A 14,523-nucleotide genomic window follows, 5' to 3' on the forward strand; every position below is an offset into this window, starting at 1 on the left:
CGATTCCTTCCAGGCGGCGGTATGAGAACTACGGTCGAAGGGCCCGGTGCTCTACAGTCCCGCGTGGCGGATTTGGTTATTAACCGGCTATGAGCTGGTCTGTACGGCCCGGCCCTCCGCGACCCGGCGACGTTCTCGGGCTTTCCCAACGCCATACAAACTCATCCCAAGGCGGTTGTAGCCCCTTGAGTTGGACTAACCCGACAACACCGTCATGCGGAAAGCAATGCTGCCCCTGTATAGCCCGAAGCGTATGCACGAGGTCGAACCGAAGAATCGCGCGATGACCTTCATTCATTCGGCTACGACACGCCGGCACCGCTAATCAGGTCCCGACTCGTACACCACCTTGGTGGACGCACCACCGACAGCTGCTGTGAGGTAGGAGCTCCTCGCCGAGAATCGCCTACCACCAACGACCAGCACCCCAGATCCGTAGTTGTCCTCCTTAGCCCGCAATTCACGCCCTCACCGCCACGCGAGAGCACTGAGCACGCCAGGAGACGGCCCCGGGCGCCCATCGTCACGTTGGACGGCGGCGCGGACGCGCGGATAAGGTCCATTGCTTGCTATCAAACGATCGGCTGGTTCGATGATCATTTCTATGAGGCGAGCATAATCCCAGGTAAGCAGCATGTTGAGCGCCTGTGCAAATGCATGGCAGACGGATCACAATCAGAGACAGGGGATGCAATTTGACCGATCGAATGAAGTCTGATCAAATCGCTGGTGCACCGCCGCAGGTTATGCCAGGTGGTGTGGCTGAACCGGCTGGGTTAGGAGTCGGGATTGCTAGGTGCCGCCTACACAGGGCTCTATCGACCTTCCGTGGCGGCTGTGTATGTCCACGCTGACAGTGAGGTGTTGCCATGGCCGGACCGTTGAATGGACTTCGCGTCGTCGAGCTCGCGAGCATTGGCCCGGGACCGCACGCCGCGATGATTCTTGGCGATCTCGGGGCAGATGTCGTGCGCGTCGATCGCCCGCCGGCCACGAGTAAAAATGGGCGCGCCCGGCGCATTGACGCCACGTTGCGCAACCGACGGTCGATATGTGCCGACTTGAAATCTGATGAGGGCCGCACGCTGGTCCTTAAGCTCATCGCGAAGGCCGACGTCTTGATTGAGGGTTTCCGCCCTGGAGTCACTGAGCGACTCGGCTTAGGCCCTAGCGACTGTGGCGATGTAAACCCCGGATTGATCTATGCGAGGATGACCGGGTGGGGTCAGACCGGGCCGCGGGCGCAGCAAGCCGGGCACGATATTAATTACATTTCACTCAATGGCGTGCTGCATGCGATCGGCCGTGCGGGAGGACGTCCCCTACCGCCGTTGAATCTGGTTGGCGACTTCGGGGGCGGCTCCATGCTGCTCCTGATTGGCATCCTGACGGCGCTTTGGGAGCGCCGCACATCAGGTAAGGGTCAGACGGTGGACGCGGCGATGGTCGACGGTTCCACTCTGTTGGCCCAGATGATGTGGTCGATGCGGGCCAACGAGCTGTGGTCAGATGAGCGCGGCACGAATCTGCTTGATACCGGCGCTCCCTTCTACGACACCTACGAATGTGCTGACGGACGATACGTCGCGGTCGGGGCAATCGAACCGCAATTCTTCGCCGCACTGGTTGAAGGCCTTGGACTCACCGCCGACGAGCTGCCCGCTCAAACCGACCGCTCTACATGGCCCGAGCTGCGGGCACGGATTGGGGCCACTTTCGCTGCACACGATCGGGACCATTGGGCCGATGTGTTCGCCGGCAGCGATGCGTGCGTGACACCGGTGCTGTCCTTCGCCGAAGCGCCCACCGACCAGCACATAGCCGAACGCGGCACACTCATCAGCATCAACAACGCCTGGTATCCCGCACCCGCACCGCGCTTTTCGCGTAGCTCGCCTGATCCAGTCCGTCCCCCTCGCGAAGTCGGGTCCGACACCGACGCCGTGGTGCGAGATTGGCTGCGCAGCACGCCCACGACGTGATGCCTTGAAGATCAACGGACCCACGTGCGCGGCTGCCGCACACAGTGCGGATGGGCGCGCCGAAGGGTCGCGGCGGTCGCCAACGCCAAAGCGTGGGCTTGAATCTCTATAGAACGGGCTGCGACGGTTGCTGCTACGCGCGGATACCAAGCGAGAACCGGTTCGCCGTCGAAGCTGAACCGAGGAGCCGAAGCCGCGCACAGTGCTGCGTAACCGGTGGAAACAGTTAGCTTGCAGGATGATTTGGCGTCGATGCCCCGGTAACGGGTCGGTTCTTAGACAGAAGTGCTAGGGGGTGTGGGGGTCCCTCCGCGGTGCTGTCAGCTGCCCTGCCAGACCGGTGAGCGCTTCTGCGCGAAGGAGCGCGGGCCTTCCTTCGCGTCCTCTGATTTGAAAACCTGCTTGATCAGTGGGACTTGCATGGCCCACAACTCTTCCTCGATGCGCCCCCCGGCGGCGGCCTGCAAGATGGTCTTGGATGCCGCCAGCGCCAGGGGTGCATTACCAGCGATCTGATTTGCCAGCCGCAATGCCTCGTCGAGGACCTCGTCGTCGGAGACGAGGTGAGTGATCAACCCCAGCCGGAAGGCCTCTTCAGCGGTGATAGGTTGCGCGGTGAAAGCCAATTGCGCCGCGGCGCCGTAGGGCATGCGGCGAGGCAACCGAATAACTGCCCCGCCCGCGGCAAACAAACCCACCTGGGTCTCGGGAATGCCGAACCGCGACCGCTCGGATGCCAGGATGATGTCGCAGATGAGCGCTAGTTCGAGGCCGCCGGCCAGGCAGAAGCCGTCGACGGCAGCGATCAGCGGTTTACGGCTGCCCTCTCGAAGTAGTGAGTACAGGCCCTTCGGCGTGCCCTGCGTAGCAAACTCCTTAAGGTCCATCCCCGAGGAGAACCCCTTGCCGGAGCCGGTGATAACACCGACTGATAGGCCGGGATCTTCATCGAGTTCATGGATAGAGTCGATGAGAATTGATGTCATCGCGCTGTTGATGGCGTTGCGGGCGCCCGGTCTGTTGAGCTGTATTACCAGTGTTCGATCTCGGCGCTCAACGAGAGCCTCAGGATCTTGAGTGTCGCTCATCGTGGCCCGAGGCGGGTCGCGGCGTCGATTCTGATCGTTTCACCGTTGATGTAGCTATTGGAGAGAAGCTCCTTGGCAAGTGAGGCGAACTCGGCAGGGTGGCCGAGCCGTCTTGGAAAGATGACGTCCTTGCTCAGACCTTTCTTCATCGCGTCGGCCTGCTCGCCCTTGCCATAGATGGGGGTGTCGAAGAGTCCAGGGGCGATGGTGTTTACCCGAATCCCGAGTGCTGCCAGATCTCTGGCCACGGGCAGTGTCATTCCGACAATTCCGCCTTTGGACGCCGAATACGCAGCCTGTCCCACTTGGCCGTCGAAGGCAGCCACGGATGCGGTATTCACGATGGCCCCCCGCTCGCCGTCTTCGAGCGGCTCCTGCTTGGCCATCTCGGCAGCGGCCAGGCGGATGCAGTTGAAGGTGCCTAGCAGGTTAACTCGGATCACGAATTCGAATCGCTTGAAGTCGAACGGCTCACCGTTGCGGTCAACGGTCCGCATGGCTCTGCTCAGACCCGCGCAGTTGACCAGGCCGCGCAGGGGCGCGGCCTGGGCGGCAACGGCGACCGCAGATTGAACCGCCTCGGTGTCGGCGACATCTGCGGCTACGAAGGAACCAGCGAGTTCCTTGGCCAACTCCGTGCCAGCCTCCTCATTGCGGTCGAGGATAACCACGTGTGCACCGAGTGCGGCGAGCTCGCGCGCAGTTGCCTCGCCGAGGCCAGAAGCGCCACCGGTGACGATGGTCGAGGCCGATCTCAGATCTAGCATAAATCCTCCGAGTTCAATTGTGCAGGTGCACGTTTCAAGTGGCACGGCCGCCGTGCTGACCAGTGACCACCGCTCATTCTTGCCTTTGCGGTTTTACAGAGGTGGTAACGAACGACCTTGGGTCCGCCGCACCGCCGCGCCACAGACCGTGGATGCACTGCAACAGCTGGGACCGGGACGGCAGGCGCGATCGGGATGGGAGATACACCTCCAACACGAACGAACTCATCGACGCTTGACCAGCGTGGCGGTTCCCAGACCGCCGCCACAGCACATGGTAATGAGCGCCTGTTCGCCGTCGGTATTGCGTAGACCGTGAACAGCCTTTGCGATGAGGGCAGTTCCTGTGGCGCCCAGCGGATGTCCCAGAGCGATTGCTCCGCCGTGGGGGTTGACCAGTGCCATGTCGGCTTTGGTTTCGCGCTCCCAGGCCAAAACCACCGATGCGAAAGCCTCGTTGACCTCGACGAGGTCGATGTTGCTCATCGCGATGTGGTTGCGGTCCAAGATACGGCGCGTGGCGTCGATAGGGCCGGTGAGCATAAGGACCGGGTCAGTGCCCACCAGCAATGCATCCACGAGCTCAGCGACTGGCTGCACTCCCAGCTCAGCGGCGCGCTGTTCAGACATCATCAGCACCGCCGACGCTCCGTCGGAGATTTGCGACGAAGTTGCCGCGGTGTGGACGCCATCCTTTCGGCCGGTCGGCTTCAGAGTCGCCAGGGTCTCCAACTTGGTTTCGCGAATGCCTTCGTCTTGAGTGATCGTGACCGTCTGGCCGGTGGGTTGGCCGTCGTCGCCCAGCACGGGCGCTGTAACTCCGACGATTTGGGAGTCAAACGCGCCGGACTGCTGCGCAGCGGCGGCGCGATCTTGGGACAGTTTACCGAACTTATCGGCCACTTCCCTAGTGATGCCCCACTTTTCGGCCATCCTTTCGGCAGCCTCGAACTGGGAGGTGTATTCATGGTGCGCCCAGTAGCTTCGATTGATGGGCTTGCCGCAATCAGGATCTTTCGGCACGGTGGAGCCCATCTTGACCTGGCTCATCACCTCCACACCGCACGCAAGCACCACGTCGGCGGTCCCGGATGCGATGGCGGCGTATCCGAGCGTGGCTGCCTGCTGCGACGAGCCGCACTGTGCATCCAGCGTAATGGCTGGCACGTGCGACGGCAGACCCGCCGCAAGCCAGCTGTTCCTGCCGACGTTAAGTGCCTGCATACCGACCTGGGCCACGCACCCGGTGATGACTTGATCCACGAACCCGGGATCGATTTCCGCGCGATCGATCACGGCGCGTTGGACTGCACCGAGTAGATCAATCGCATGGACACCGGCCAGCCCACCGTTGCGCTTGCCGAACGGACTGCGCACCGCTTCCGCTATTACGACTTTCACGACTGTTCACCCAACTACTTGATGTCTACATACTATACGTATCCATACTATCTGGCGCGGGCATGTTGAGCAAGCGGCCAAGGCGGGCGCCGCCGATACCGTCGAAACTTGATTGGCCTAGAAGAAGCGTCGACTGCACAGCACAATTCCTGATATCGATGTCGACGCCCTACGACAATGCCCGCCTGACCTGCACCTATTTGCAGTTCTCGCTTGCGGCACAACAGCGTTGGCGGCATCGGTTACACACCGCGGGAGATTAGATCCCTAGCGATGGCTCGAACCTGAATTTCGTCGGTACCACCGTAGATCTGAAGGACCTTCGCATCACGACAAAGCTGCTCGACGTGGTATTCAGACATGTAGCCGTTGCCCCCGAACACCTGGACGGCCTCCAGGCTGACCTCCATAGCCGCCTGTGCCGCATAGAGTTTGACTGCCGAGGCTTCGGCCAGTGAGGGTTTCACTCCAGCATCGGCCATGGCCATGTATTGCAGCAGCAAGTTTTCCACGTTCAGACGAGCGACTTCCATCTTCGCCAACTTGAGCTGGATCAATTGATATTCACCGATGGTGCGACCGAACTGGACACGTGTTCGCGCGTAGTCTGTCGACAGCTCAAGGCACCGTTCGATGATTCCCAATGCCATCGCTGCGACGCTCGCGCGCTCCATGGCAAAGGTTGCGTTGGCACCGGAGTTACGCTCTCGCCCAGCCTCCTTCTTGGGGCTTTCCCTGCGGCCGGCCAGGAGGCGGTCGGGCTCGGCAAAGACATCTTCAAGCTGAAGCTCCCCGGTGGGCGACGAATGCTGGCCCATTTTGCGTAATGGCTTGCTTTGGATCAGACCGGGGGTGCCGCTCTCGAGCACGAAGGTCAAGATCGGGCGCTGCCTGTGGGGAATGCCCGACCCATCGTCCAGTTTGCAGATGAAGACCAATGTATCTGCGTACGGGCCGTTGCTGATGAAGGTCTTACTGCCGTTGAGTAGCCACCCACCGTCGACCGGCCTCGCGGTCGAGCGCATGCCACCGAATGCGTCTGAGCCTGAATCGGGCTCGGTGATCGCCCAGGCGCCGATCTTCTCCAGGGTGAGGAGGTCGGGCACCCATCGACGCTTTTGCTCTGCCGAGCCGCCGCGCAAGATGGCACCGGCTGTCAGGTCGATACTCGTTCCTAGCGCTACCGAAAGACCGGGGCTGCACCGCGCGAATTCCACGAGCGGAACAAGTTTTTCGGCGGCATGCCGCGGTGGGCGCGGACCCCCCGCCATCGCCGCTTCGAAGCGTTCCAGCGCCGCTTGCCCGACACCGAACTCTTTGTAGAACTGCCTCAGAATCTCATAGGGCGGATGGTTTTCGAACTCCAGCGCCTCGCGTTGGGGCACTATCACGGTGTCGACGAAGCGGCGAACTGCTTGCCGGTACATCATCTGCTCTTCTGTCCATTGCAACATCGGGCCTCCTCAGCATTCTGACCGCGGCGTTATCCCTTGATCAGTGATGACGATGAAACACGCTGCGCGCGGATCCGACAAGAGTCATACAGTATGCTACTTGATCATATAGTGCCGTACCATATTGGGTAGAGCAAAGTCTGCAGGCGATTCGCAATGAGCAACAAGACAGCTGGGGCCCAGCGAATTGCACTAGAACCGGTGGGCGCAGTTGACCACGGAACACATTGGGACACTGATGCGCCACGACGGGCGCGTGCGATCGCGCGAGCAGCGCTGCGATCCAACTCTAGCGGTTCGGACGGATGCCCTCATAGAGATAGCTGACGATGGTGTCGGTAACCAACTCAGCGGAAGCCTCGTTCTCGGCCAGACGCCAGCGGTGCAGCGAGGACATCATAGATAACAGTTGAACCGTGAGGAGTTGGTCGTTGACCCGGCGAAAAGATCCGGCCCTAACACCGCGATTGATGATAGAGCGCAGTCGATCGGTGAATGCGGCCTCCTTGGCCCTGATGACCCGCGCCTGCTCCTCGGTGAGCGCGGTCTCAAGCCAAGGGTGCTCCTGGAAATAAACTGCGATGACGTCGGGAATCGCGCCCACCGTCCGCATGATCGCCTTGAGAGTGGCGACAAGTTCTTCCTCAGGGGGCAATCCTTCTGGAACCTCGGCAATATTGTCGTCGAGTCGACCGTAGGCTTCCTGGTAGATGGCGTAGAGCATGTCCGACTTGGACGGAAAGTAGTAGTACAGAGTGCCCTTATTGAGACCGACGTGGTCACCGATGTCGCTCATCGCCGATCCGTGAAAACCTCGGCGCCGGAAAAGGCGCGCGATCTCTAGCACCAGGGACGGGCGTCGTTTACCACTGCTGGCCCGCACCTCTCTCGACACAGATGGCACGAACCGTCTCCCGTCGCCTACGTCGCGCAGTGTTGCGCACAAGCCCTAACCCTCTAGCCGTCGGCACGGCGATCACCCAACTGATCCCTCGCCACCGTCCCTAGCATTGTACGAGATGGTGCTGCCATTCTGGCGGCTCCGTGACGGGAAGTCCATACGTGCGGCTGATTCGTCAGTGACCTGCTGCTGTGAGGCTTCCAGAGATGACCCCACTACCCGGAATTTGATGCGGTGCGCACCCGTCATCCAGTCGCCGGGCGCGCTTATTGCCGCGGCAAGATACACAATTGCGACCGGTACACGGTGGGTGCATTTGACCTGGGTGGCGTCGCTGTCGTGGCGTATTGCGACGGCCTTGGGCTTGACGGATGCCCAGTCGGTTATCTACAGTCCCCTCGCTATTAGAACGATCGGTTGATGAGGGGACGAGTGGCACTTCACGAGGAGTGGAAAGCATGGCGGACCGTCGCGTCACGACTTGAGTTCTGGGCGGAGAAGGACCCCCAACGGCCTTTCCTGCAATGCGCCCAGGACGTCGACGACTCCAGTTGGCTCACCTACGCCGATGTCCACGTGCAGTCCGATGCGCTGGCCGGGGCGCTGGCCGAACTGGGCATCGCCAAGGGAGATCGGGTCGCGATCGTCCTTCCCAACCGCATCGAGTACCTGCTGACGTTCTTTGCGTTGGCGAAACTGGGTGCGATTCAGGTGCCTATCAATCCCTACCTCAAGGGTGATTTTCTCCTTCACCAACTCGCAGATTCCGGGGCTAAAGCGCTTATCGGCGACACGCCGGCGATGATGCACACTGAGGCGATCCTTGACCGGCTGCCGGATCTCCGCGTCATTATCTCCGTCGATGACGATCCCGCCACAACTTCGACAGCCCCGGCCTTTAGGGAGCTTCTGGCTGGCGGCCATCGCGCGCCGACGGCTTCGATCGATCAGTCTGATCTGTTGGCAGTCATGTACACCTCGGGAACGACGGGGATGCCGAAGGGATGCTGCCTTAGTCACGGGTACTACACCGCGATGCTGTGGCCGTGGTACGAGAACGACTGGTTACGCGAAGGTGATCGCACGCTGAGCGCCATGCCCCTTTTTCACCTCGGTGGTCAAGGCATTGCTTTGATGCCTGTGTTAATGGCCGGCAATTCGATTGCCTACCTTGAGCGCTACAGCGCCAGTGGGTTCCTTCAGGCCGCGCGGCGAACCCGCGCCTCAGTGGCGTTTGGGGTCGGGCCGATGGGCACGGCTTTGTTGGCGACGCCTGAGTCTGATGCGGACCGAAATCACTCACTGCGCCTGGCTGTATTCGTGCCGATGGCGATCGAAGCCCAGCATCGGATGGCCGCGAGGTTTGGAGTCGAAGTCATCAGCGAGATGTATGGGCAAACCGAATGCCAACCGATCACCGGTTCACCCATGTCCCGGACACCGGCGAAGCTGGGGAGCATAGGCAAACCCGTCGGGGTGCTCGACGTTCAGCTGCACGATGACAATGGCAGAGAAGTACCGGTGGGTGACGTTGGGGAGATCGTCATTCGACCTCGTGAGCGCGATGTAATGTTTCAGGGATACTGGAACAACCCCCAAGCCACCGTTGATGCATCCCGAGATCTGTGGCATCACACGGGCGATCTTGCTCGTGCTGATGAGGATGGGTATCTGTACTTCGTTGATCGGAAAAAAGACGCAATGCGCCGTCGCGGCGAGAACATTTCCTCGGCAGAGGTCGAAGCCGCGCTGGTGCGTCACCCTAAGATCGCTGCGATTGCCGTGCATGCCGTCCCCTCACCACTGGGAGAAGACGATGTGAAGGCGGTCATTGTGTGTGAATCTGGGGCCGCGTTCGAGCCAGCCGAGCTTCATCAGTTTTTCCGTTCCACGCTGCCGTATTTCGCAGTGCCGCGCTACGTCGAATTCGTTGAGGCACTCCCGATGAGTCCGACAGGACGGGTCCAGAAACACGTTCTGCGCACCAAGGACAACTCGGCGGCGTGGGATTTCGAGCTGCTCGGTCTCAGCATCGACACGACCGAACGGCGTCGGTGACAACGCTGCTGACAGTCAAAGTGCTGGCGAGCAATGAAGGGTGCGCCTTAGGTGGCCAGCATCGATTCGAGATTGGCCTGCAACCGCGTCAAGGTCTGGGCCAATTGTTGGCGATCTTCACGACCGATCCCATGGCGAAGCCGTTCTCGTAGGCGTCGGTCGATCTTAGTGATCGCATCCACATACTCCTGACCCTTATCCGTCAAGTGAATCAGCCACACTCGACGATCGGTGTCGTGGGCCCGCCGCTGGATGGCGCCCATCCGTTCCAGCCGATCGACGCGGCTGCCAAGCGCAGCTTTACCGCCACCTAGCCGCTCCGCGAGCTGGGTCTGCGTGGACGGTTCGCTCTCGGCGATATAGGCGAGCAGGCTGGCCTCGGGCAGAGTCAGACCAAGATCACTCAACGCGCGGTCGTAGACCTTGCGCACTGCCCTGGCCGTCGACATGATCGTTCCGTCGACCCGCCGCCACGGCGGTGTGTCCAGCTCGTGGCTGAACCCCGTCATCGCCTCGTCCTCCTCTCGCGGAAGCCACGCGGCTCGCCTGCCCCGGTGGGGCGCTGGCGCAGGCTCGCTGGCGCTGACACCGCCTCGGGTAGATGCGGCCTCTGGCACCTCTCGTCATTCGTCTTCAGATTCCGTTGTGCAGCGCAGTGCGAACAGCGCGCCTGCTGAATAGGCACTAGTAATGCTTCACATTGTATGGCAGCGCACAACATGCGACGCGCCCCGTCCGACGAGCCGCCAGTGTCCCGGGATTACAGCTTCGACACACCTGCCCACCCCATAAGGCTGGACGCCCGACTGCGGTGAACCGCTCGACTGGTACTTCAACCGACCATTAGAAGTTGGTCCGCAGCTTGTTTAGGTCAGCTCATCAGGCTCATTACCACGGTAGGCGTTCCTGCCCTACTTGATGTCCTTGATTTCATCACACAACTGCGCCGGCCGCGAGACCTCTGTTACGTGAATGCAGCCACCCGATCGACTGACGCTTTCGACGGCTGCGGCGCATCGCCGGCTGCGATTTCCGACGAGGAAGCCATGCTTGCCGCGGCATCGCGATCCCTCATCAATCGCATGGTTGTCGCCTGCCAGGGTGATGGGACCACCGTTTTGCCATGAGTATGGGACCGGGTTTCTCCGGTCGCGGGCCGTGATGTGATGGTGGCCGATGAGGGGCCTGCCGGTCAATCCGACGGAGTCGGATGGGCCGGCTTGCCGGGTCGGGGTTTCTGGCGCTGCCGGTAGGACTCGCCTTCGATGACGAGTTCGTAGGCGGCAGATTGCAGTCGGTCCATCGCGGATTGGGCCAGCAGTGGATCGGCCATCATGGTCAGGATCTCGGGGGGTTCTCGGTTGCTGGTGATGATGGTGGACGCGGTGCGGTGGCGTTCGACGATCAACTCGTAGAAGTCGCTAGTCTCGGTGGCCTCCAGCCGGTGCAGCGCGAGGTCGTCGATGATGAGTAACTCGACGCGGTGCAGTTTGCGCATCTCGTCTTCGTAGCTGCTGTCCAGCCGCGCTCCGCGCAGGCGTTTGAACAGTTTGTCGGCGCGTTCGGTGCACGCTGTGGTGACGGCGAACAGCGATGTGCCCTAATGCGTTGGCCAGGAATGTTTTTCCGACACCGACGGGTCCCATGATGAGCACGTTGTAGGCGTCGGCGAGGAACCGCAGCGAGGTCAGCTCGGCCCACAGCTGCTGGTCGTAGGTGACTGCGGCGGTGTCGTCCCAGGCCTGTAGCTGCATCTGCGGATCCAGATGGGCGGCCTTGGCGCGCAGTTGTGCGGATTTTCGGTCACGCCGGGTGACCTCGTCGGCCAGCAGCATCTCCAGAAAGTCGTGATGCGGTAGCCGATTGGATCGGGCCAGCGCTAACCGCTCGGGCAGGGTGTCGAGCAGCTGGCCGAGCTTGAGGCGGCGCATCAGCGCTTTGAGGTCCGCCGAGACCTCGATCGGCTTGACCGCCGGGCTGGCGTCGGGACGTCGGGCGCCGCTCATGAGGGCCTCCGCACCGCGAAATCAGTCGCCTCACGCACGAACCGCGACGCTGTCGGCGGGGCTGGCAGCAGCGGCAATTGTTCGCCCGCGCCGCGGGTCAGCATCCGCTCGATCAGCCCGACGTCGATGACCTCGGCATCCAGAGCGCGGCGACAGGCGTCATCGACCGCGTCGGCGCCGTGGCGGCGCACCAAACCCAGCAGCCGGTACACCTGGCGCATCTTGGTCCACGGCAACGGATGCTCCAACACCGCCGCCGCGTAAACACCAACATGCTCACCACATGCTGATGCCTTGCGCTGCAACGTATTCAGATCCCGCGTCGCATAGACCGACACCTCGGCCGGCATATCAGCGGGGTCAGTGTGACGGCGCCCGGGTGCCATGACCGGGTGGACTTTGATCAGCTCACCGCGCCAATACAGCTTCACCGTGCGGGTATCGGCGCGGGCATCCAGCCGCCGCCCGACCAACTCACCGGGAACGCTGTAGAGCGCCTTGGCGACCTGTACGTGCCGATCCGGGGCCACCTTCGGGTGAGTCCAGGTCGGAATGTCGAACACCTCATCGGGCACCGGCTTGAGTTCGGGCGCCTCCTCGGCGACGAACACCTCGGCGGGACGCATGCGCGTGGTGCCGTGCACCCGCATGCCCGCCACCTGCGCGCACCAGTGCTCGGCGCGAGCGCGGCAGTCGGCGAGATCCCGAAAGTCTTCTCCGGCAAAGAAATTGCCGCGCACGTACTGCACCATCCGCTCCACCCTGGGTTTGTCTTTTGGGCTGCGGATACGGGTCGGGTCTATCGCGAATCCCCGGGCCTGGGCATACTCGCGGAAGGCGTCATTGAGCTTCGGATCGGTCGCGTCCGCGCGGTTGACGATGGCCTTCAGATTGTCGGGAATCACCGCGGCGAACACCCCTCCAAAGAACGCCCACGCGGCTTCGAACCCCGCGATCACATCATTGAGCGTCTGCCGATACGTCGGCCAGACGAACATGTGCCGCGAATACACCGCGGTGAAAATCAACCCCTGCACCACACGACGCCGACCATCGGCAGCATCGGTGAGCATCCCGAGCCGGCCGAAGTCGACCTGCACCTCCGCACCGGGGTCACAATCGGCCACTCGCACCGTGGTCTTCCGCCGACCAAAGTCCAATTCCGTTACGGCATACCGATGCAACGTCCGATACGACACCATCACACCTCGGCGCCCCAGCAGTGTGTGCACCTTGGTCAGCGTCAGGTCCGCATCCAGCCACTCCTTGATCTGGCCGTGCTGGGCGGCGATGATTTCCCACGGCTCGCTCTTGCCGTTGGGCCGGCTCGGGCGCACCCCAGCAATCACCGCCGCCAACAGCTCATCAGTCAACTGACAAGCATCGCCGTCACGGTCCAGGCCGCACGCGCGGGCCCTGTCCACATAGCGGCGCACCGTCTTGCGGTCCGTGCCCGACAACCGGGCCACCTCCCGCAACCCGCGACCCTCCAACCACAGTCGCAACATCTCCCTGATCTCGATCACCGACACCTCCCGGTAGCTCATTCGGCCAATACAGCGGCCGAGCAACCGGAAGCCCCGAAGCCACGCCGAGGGGGTGGTCCCATAACTGGCAAAACAACTAGCCAGGTGGTCCCATCAGTGGCAAACAGGTGGTCCCATGCTCATGGCAAAACCGGCTCCAAACTGGTCCCTTTCTCCTGGCAAACGACAGCATGGCGAAGCCACCGGTCCGCAAAGTCGAGCACGCCAAAGAGTATCCAGCGCGCGGATTGAGCAGATAAAGCAGATCGGAATCTTCGGGGCGATTCCCGAAGCTTGTGGTGACTCACCGGTGTGCGCGCTGTGTTACGCCGAGGTCACTGAGGAGCTGTCTCGGGCATGGACGAGTCTGGCTGACGCGATGTCCGGTCACACCTTGGTCGCCGAGTTGATGCCCCCGTTCAGCACCGAGGCCCAAAAGCAAAAGAACCTGCCGCAAGTGGTGACCGTCTCGACAGCTCAGAGCCGTGCGCTGGTGATCAACAGATGAAGACGTAGATCAGCAACGCCAGACATTCACAGGTCATCGGGCTGTGCGAGGCGGCCCCCACGGACGTTCGCCGCAAGGGTATATCGATCGTTCTGGTTGAGAACGGGCCTGAGCAGTGTCGTGTGGCTTGCCGAACTCAGGCAATAAGGGCGTGGAATCCTGCAAACTCAGTTTCAACGAACTACCGGGTGCCCTGCACAGCGATCCTGGTCGGGGACCCCGGCAGTGGGTTCAGCCGGATAATGAAAGGCTTTGAAACGGGTCCGCATTCGGGTGACAGCACGAGCGCTTAGGGGTTGACGGCCGCACTCGAGGATGAACCGTACTGGGTCTGGTGGAGACGGTGATCGCACCAGGAGGATGCGGTTGTTGCTGCGCCGAGGAAGTTCGACCCAGAGACCCGTGAGCGTGTGAGCGTACGTGCGTGGCGCCACCGTCCGGCATGAGTCCGATCCCGGTGAACGCGAGCAGGAAGTACGCCGATTTAGCCGCCATTGTCACGTCGCACTCCAGCGCCAGGGAGGCGTCCATTCCTTCCGCCTGACCCTTGACGACGGCGGTGATCGGTTTATCGACCGTGCGAATGGTCAGCGCAAGCTGGTTGGCGGCGGCAAGCAGGGCGTTGCCGTCGTCTTGGGCGCCAAGGTCGGCGCCTGCGCAGGAAGCGCGCCCGGCGCCCGGCGCCCGGCGCCCGGCAATGACGATCGCCCGGATGTCAGCATCGCTTACTGCGGCGTCTAATGCGTTGTCGCCGCTTGCAGCATCTCTGTGCGTACGGCATTCACGGATTGTGCCTGTTCAGTGTCAGCCGCAGGGTGTGTCCGTCCCGTGC

At 61.9% G+C, this 14,523-nt stretch carries 13 protein-coding genes; 3 read left to right on the forward strand and 10 right to left on the reverse strand.

The genetic code is table 11. From position 1 onward, the window contains the following. Nucleotides 1-869 precede the first annotated feature (869 nt). Nucleotides 870-1,982 (forward strand): CaiB/BaiF CoA transferase family protein, encoded by a 1,113-nt coding sequence (locus ABQE89_RS00005; protein WP_448412831.1) that lies wholly within the window; start codon nt 870-872, stop codon nt 1,980-1,982. A gap of 320 nt (nt 1,983-2,302) precedes the next feature. On the opposite strand, the gene ABQE89_RS00010 is transcribed toward ABQE89_RS00005, so the two are convergent. From ABQE89_RS00010 to ABQE89_RS00030, 5 genes are all read right to left on the reverse strand, one after another. After that, nucleotides 2,303-3,070, reverse strand: coding sequence for an enoyl-CoA hydratase-related protein (locus tag ABQE89_RS00010; RefSeq protein ID WP_448412833.1), 768 nt, complete (start codon nt 3,068-3,070; stop codon nt 2,303-2,305). Then, nucleotides 3,067-3,837: an SDR family NAD(P)-dependent oxidoreductase gene (locus tag ABQE89_RS00015; protein ID WP_448412835.1), complete on the reverse strand. Its 771-nt coding sequence runs from the start codon at nt 3,835-3,837 to the stop codon at nt 3,067-3,069. Before ABQE89_RS00015 ends, ABQE89_RS00010 begins: the two co-directional genes overlap by 4 nt. A gap of 225 nt (nt 3,838-4,062) precedes the next feature. Then, nucleotides 4,063-5,238 carry an acetyl-CoA C-acyltransferase gene (locus ABQE89_RS00020; protein ID WP_448412837.1) on the reverse strand — a complete coding sequence of 392 codons (1,176 nt, stop codon included), beginning with the start codon at nt 5,236-5,238 and terminating at the stop codon, nt 4,063-4,065. Nucleotides 5,239-5,480: 242 nt separating this feature from the next. Further along, on the reverse strand, nt 5,481-6,692 hold the full coding sequence (locus tag ABQE89_RS00025) for an acyl-CoA dehydrogenase family protein (RefSeq protein WP_448412839.1): 1,212 nt from the start codon (nt 6,690-6,692) through the stop codon (nt 5,481-5,483). 289 nt (nt 6,693-6,981) lie between these two features. After that, nucleotides 6,982-7,596, reverse strand: a complete 615-nt coding sequence (locus ABQE89_RS00030; protein WP_448412841.1) for a TetR/AcrR family transcriptional regulator — start codon at nt 7,594-7,596, stop codon at nt 6,982-6,984. A gap of 429 nt (nt 7,597-8,025) precedes the next feature. Here ABQE89_RS00030 and ABQE89_RS00035 point away from each other — a divergent pair, with 429 nt between their 5' ends. Continuing rightward, a complete protein-coding gene (locus ABQE89_RS00035) occupies nt 8,026-9,651 on the forward strand; it encodes an AMP-binding protein (protein WP_448412843.1) in 1,626 nt (541 codons plus the stop codon). 47 nt (nt 9,652-9,698) lie between these two features. On the opposite strand, the gene ABQE89_RS00040 is transcribed toward ABQE89_RS00035, so the two are convergent. From ABQE89_RS00040 to istA, 4 genes are all read right to left on the reverse strand, one after another. Continuing rightward, on the reverse strand, nt 9,699-10,160 hold the full coding sequence (locus ABQE89_RS00040) for a MarR family winged helix-turn-helix transcriptional regulator (RefSeq protein ID WP_448412845.1): 462 nt from the start codon (nt 10,158-10,160) through the stop codon (nt 9,699-9,701). A gap of 683 nt (nt 10,161-10,843) precedes the next feature. Continuing rightward, nucleotides 10,844-11,149 (reverse strand): ATP-binding protein, encoded by a 306-nt coding sequence (locus tag ABQE89_RS00045; RefSeq protein ID WP_448412847.1) that lies wholly within the window; start codon nt 11,147-11,149, stop codon nt 10,844-10,846. After that, nucleotides 11,073-11,657, reverse strand: a complete 585-nt coding sequence (locus ABQE89_RS00050) for an ATP-binding protein (protein ID WP_448412849.1) — start codon at nt 11,655-11,657, stop codon at nt 11,073-11,075. The genes ABQE89_RS00045 and ABQE89_RS00050 overlap by 77 nt, the downstream gene beginning before the upstream one ends. Beyond that, nucleotides 11,654-13,204, reverse strand: a complete 1,551-nt coding sequence (gene istA / locus ABQE89_RS00055; protein ID WP_448412851.1) for an IS21 family transposase — start codon at nt 13,202-13,204, stop codon at nt 11,654-11,656. Before istA ends, ABQE89_RS00050 begins: the two co-directional genes overlap by 4 nt. 115 nt (nt 13,205-13,319) lie before the next feature. Between istA and ABQE89_RS00060 the strand changes: the two genes are divergently transcribed. Continuing rightward, entirely contained in the window at nt 13,320-13,691 is a 372-nt protein-coding gene (locus ABQE89_RS00060; RefSeq protein WP_448412853.1) for an acyl-CoA dehydrogenase family protein, read from the forward strand. A 231-nt stretch (nt 13,692-13,922) separates the two neighbouring features. Here ABQE89_RS00060 and ABQE89_RS00065 read toward each other — a convergent pair whose 3' ends face one another. After that, a complete protein-coding gene (locus tag ABQE89_RS00065) occupies nt 13,923-14,480 on the reverse strand; it encodes an enoyl-CoA hydratase-related protein (RefSeq protein WP_448413538.1) in 558 nt (185 codons plus the stop codon). Nucleotides 14,481-14,523 lie beyond the last annotated feature (43 nt).

It is taken from the genome of Mycolicibacterium sp. XJ1819 (genome assembly GCF_053483675.1).

Coding starts and splice junctions, on each gene's coding strand:
- istA (WP_448412851.1), bottom strand. CDS start 13,204: ATGAGCTACCGGGAGGTGTCGGTGATCGAGATCAGGGAGATGTTGCGA.
- ABQE89_RS00040 (WP_448412845.1), bottom strand. CDS start 10,160: ATGACGGGGTTCAGCCACGAGCTGGACACACCGCCGTGGCGGCGGGTC.
- ABQE89_RS00025 (WP_448412839.1), bottom strand. CDS start 6,692: ATGTTGCAATGGACAGAAGAGCAGATGATGTACCGGCAAGCAGTTCGC.
- ABQE89_RS00015 (WP_448412835.1), bottom strand. CDS start 3,837: ATGCTAGATCTGAGATCGGCCTCGACCATCGTCACCGGTGGCGCTTCT.
- ABQE89_RS00010 (WP_448412833.1), bottom strand. CDS start 3,070: ATGAGCGACACTCAAGATCCTGAGGCTCTCGTTGAGCGCCGAGATCGA.
- ABQE89_RS00060 (WP_448412853.1), top strand. CDS start 13,320: ATGCTCATGGCAAAACCGGCTCCAAACTGGTCCCTTTCTCCTGGCAAA.
- ABQE89_RS00045 (WP_448412847.1), bottom strand. CDS start 11,149: ATGCGCAAACTGCACCGCGTCGAGTTACTCATCATCGACGACCTCGCG.
- ABQE89_RS00050 (WP_448412849.1), bottom strand. CDS start 11,657: ATGAGCGGCGCCCGACGTCCCGACGCCAGCCCGGCGGTCAAGCCGATC.
- ABQE89_RS00005 (WP_448412831.1), top strand. CDS start 870: ATGGCCGGACCGTTGAATGGACTTCGCGTCGTCGAGCTCGCGAGCATT.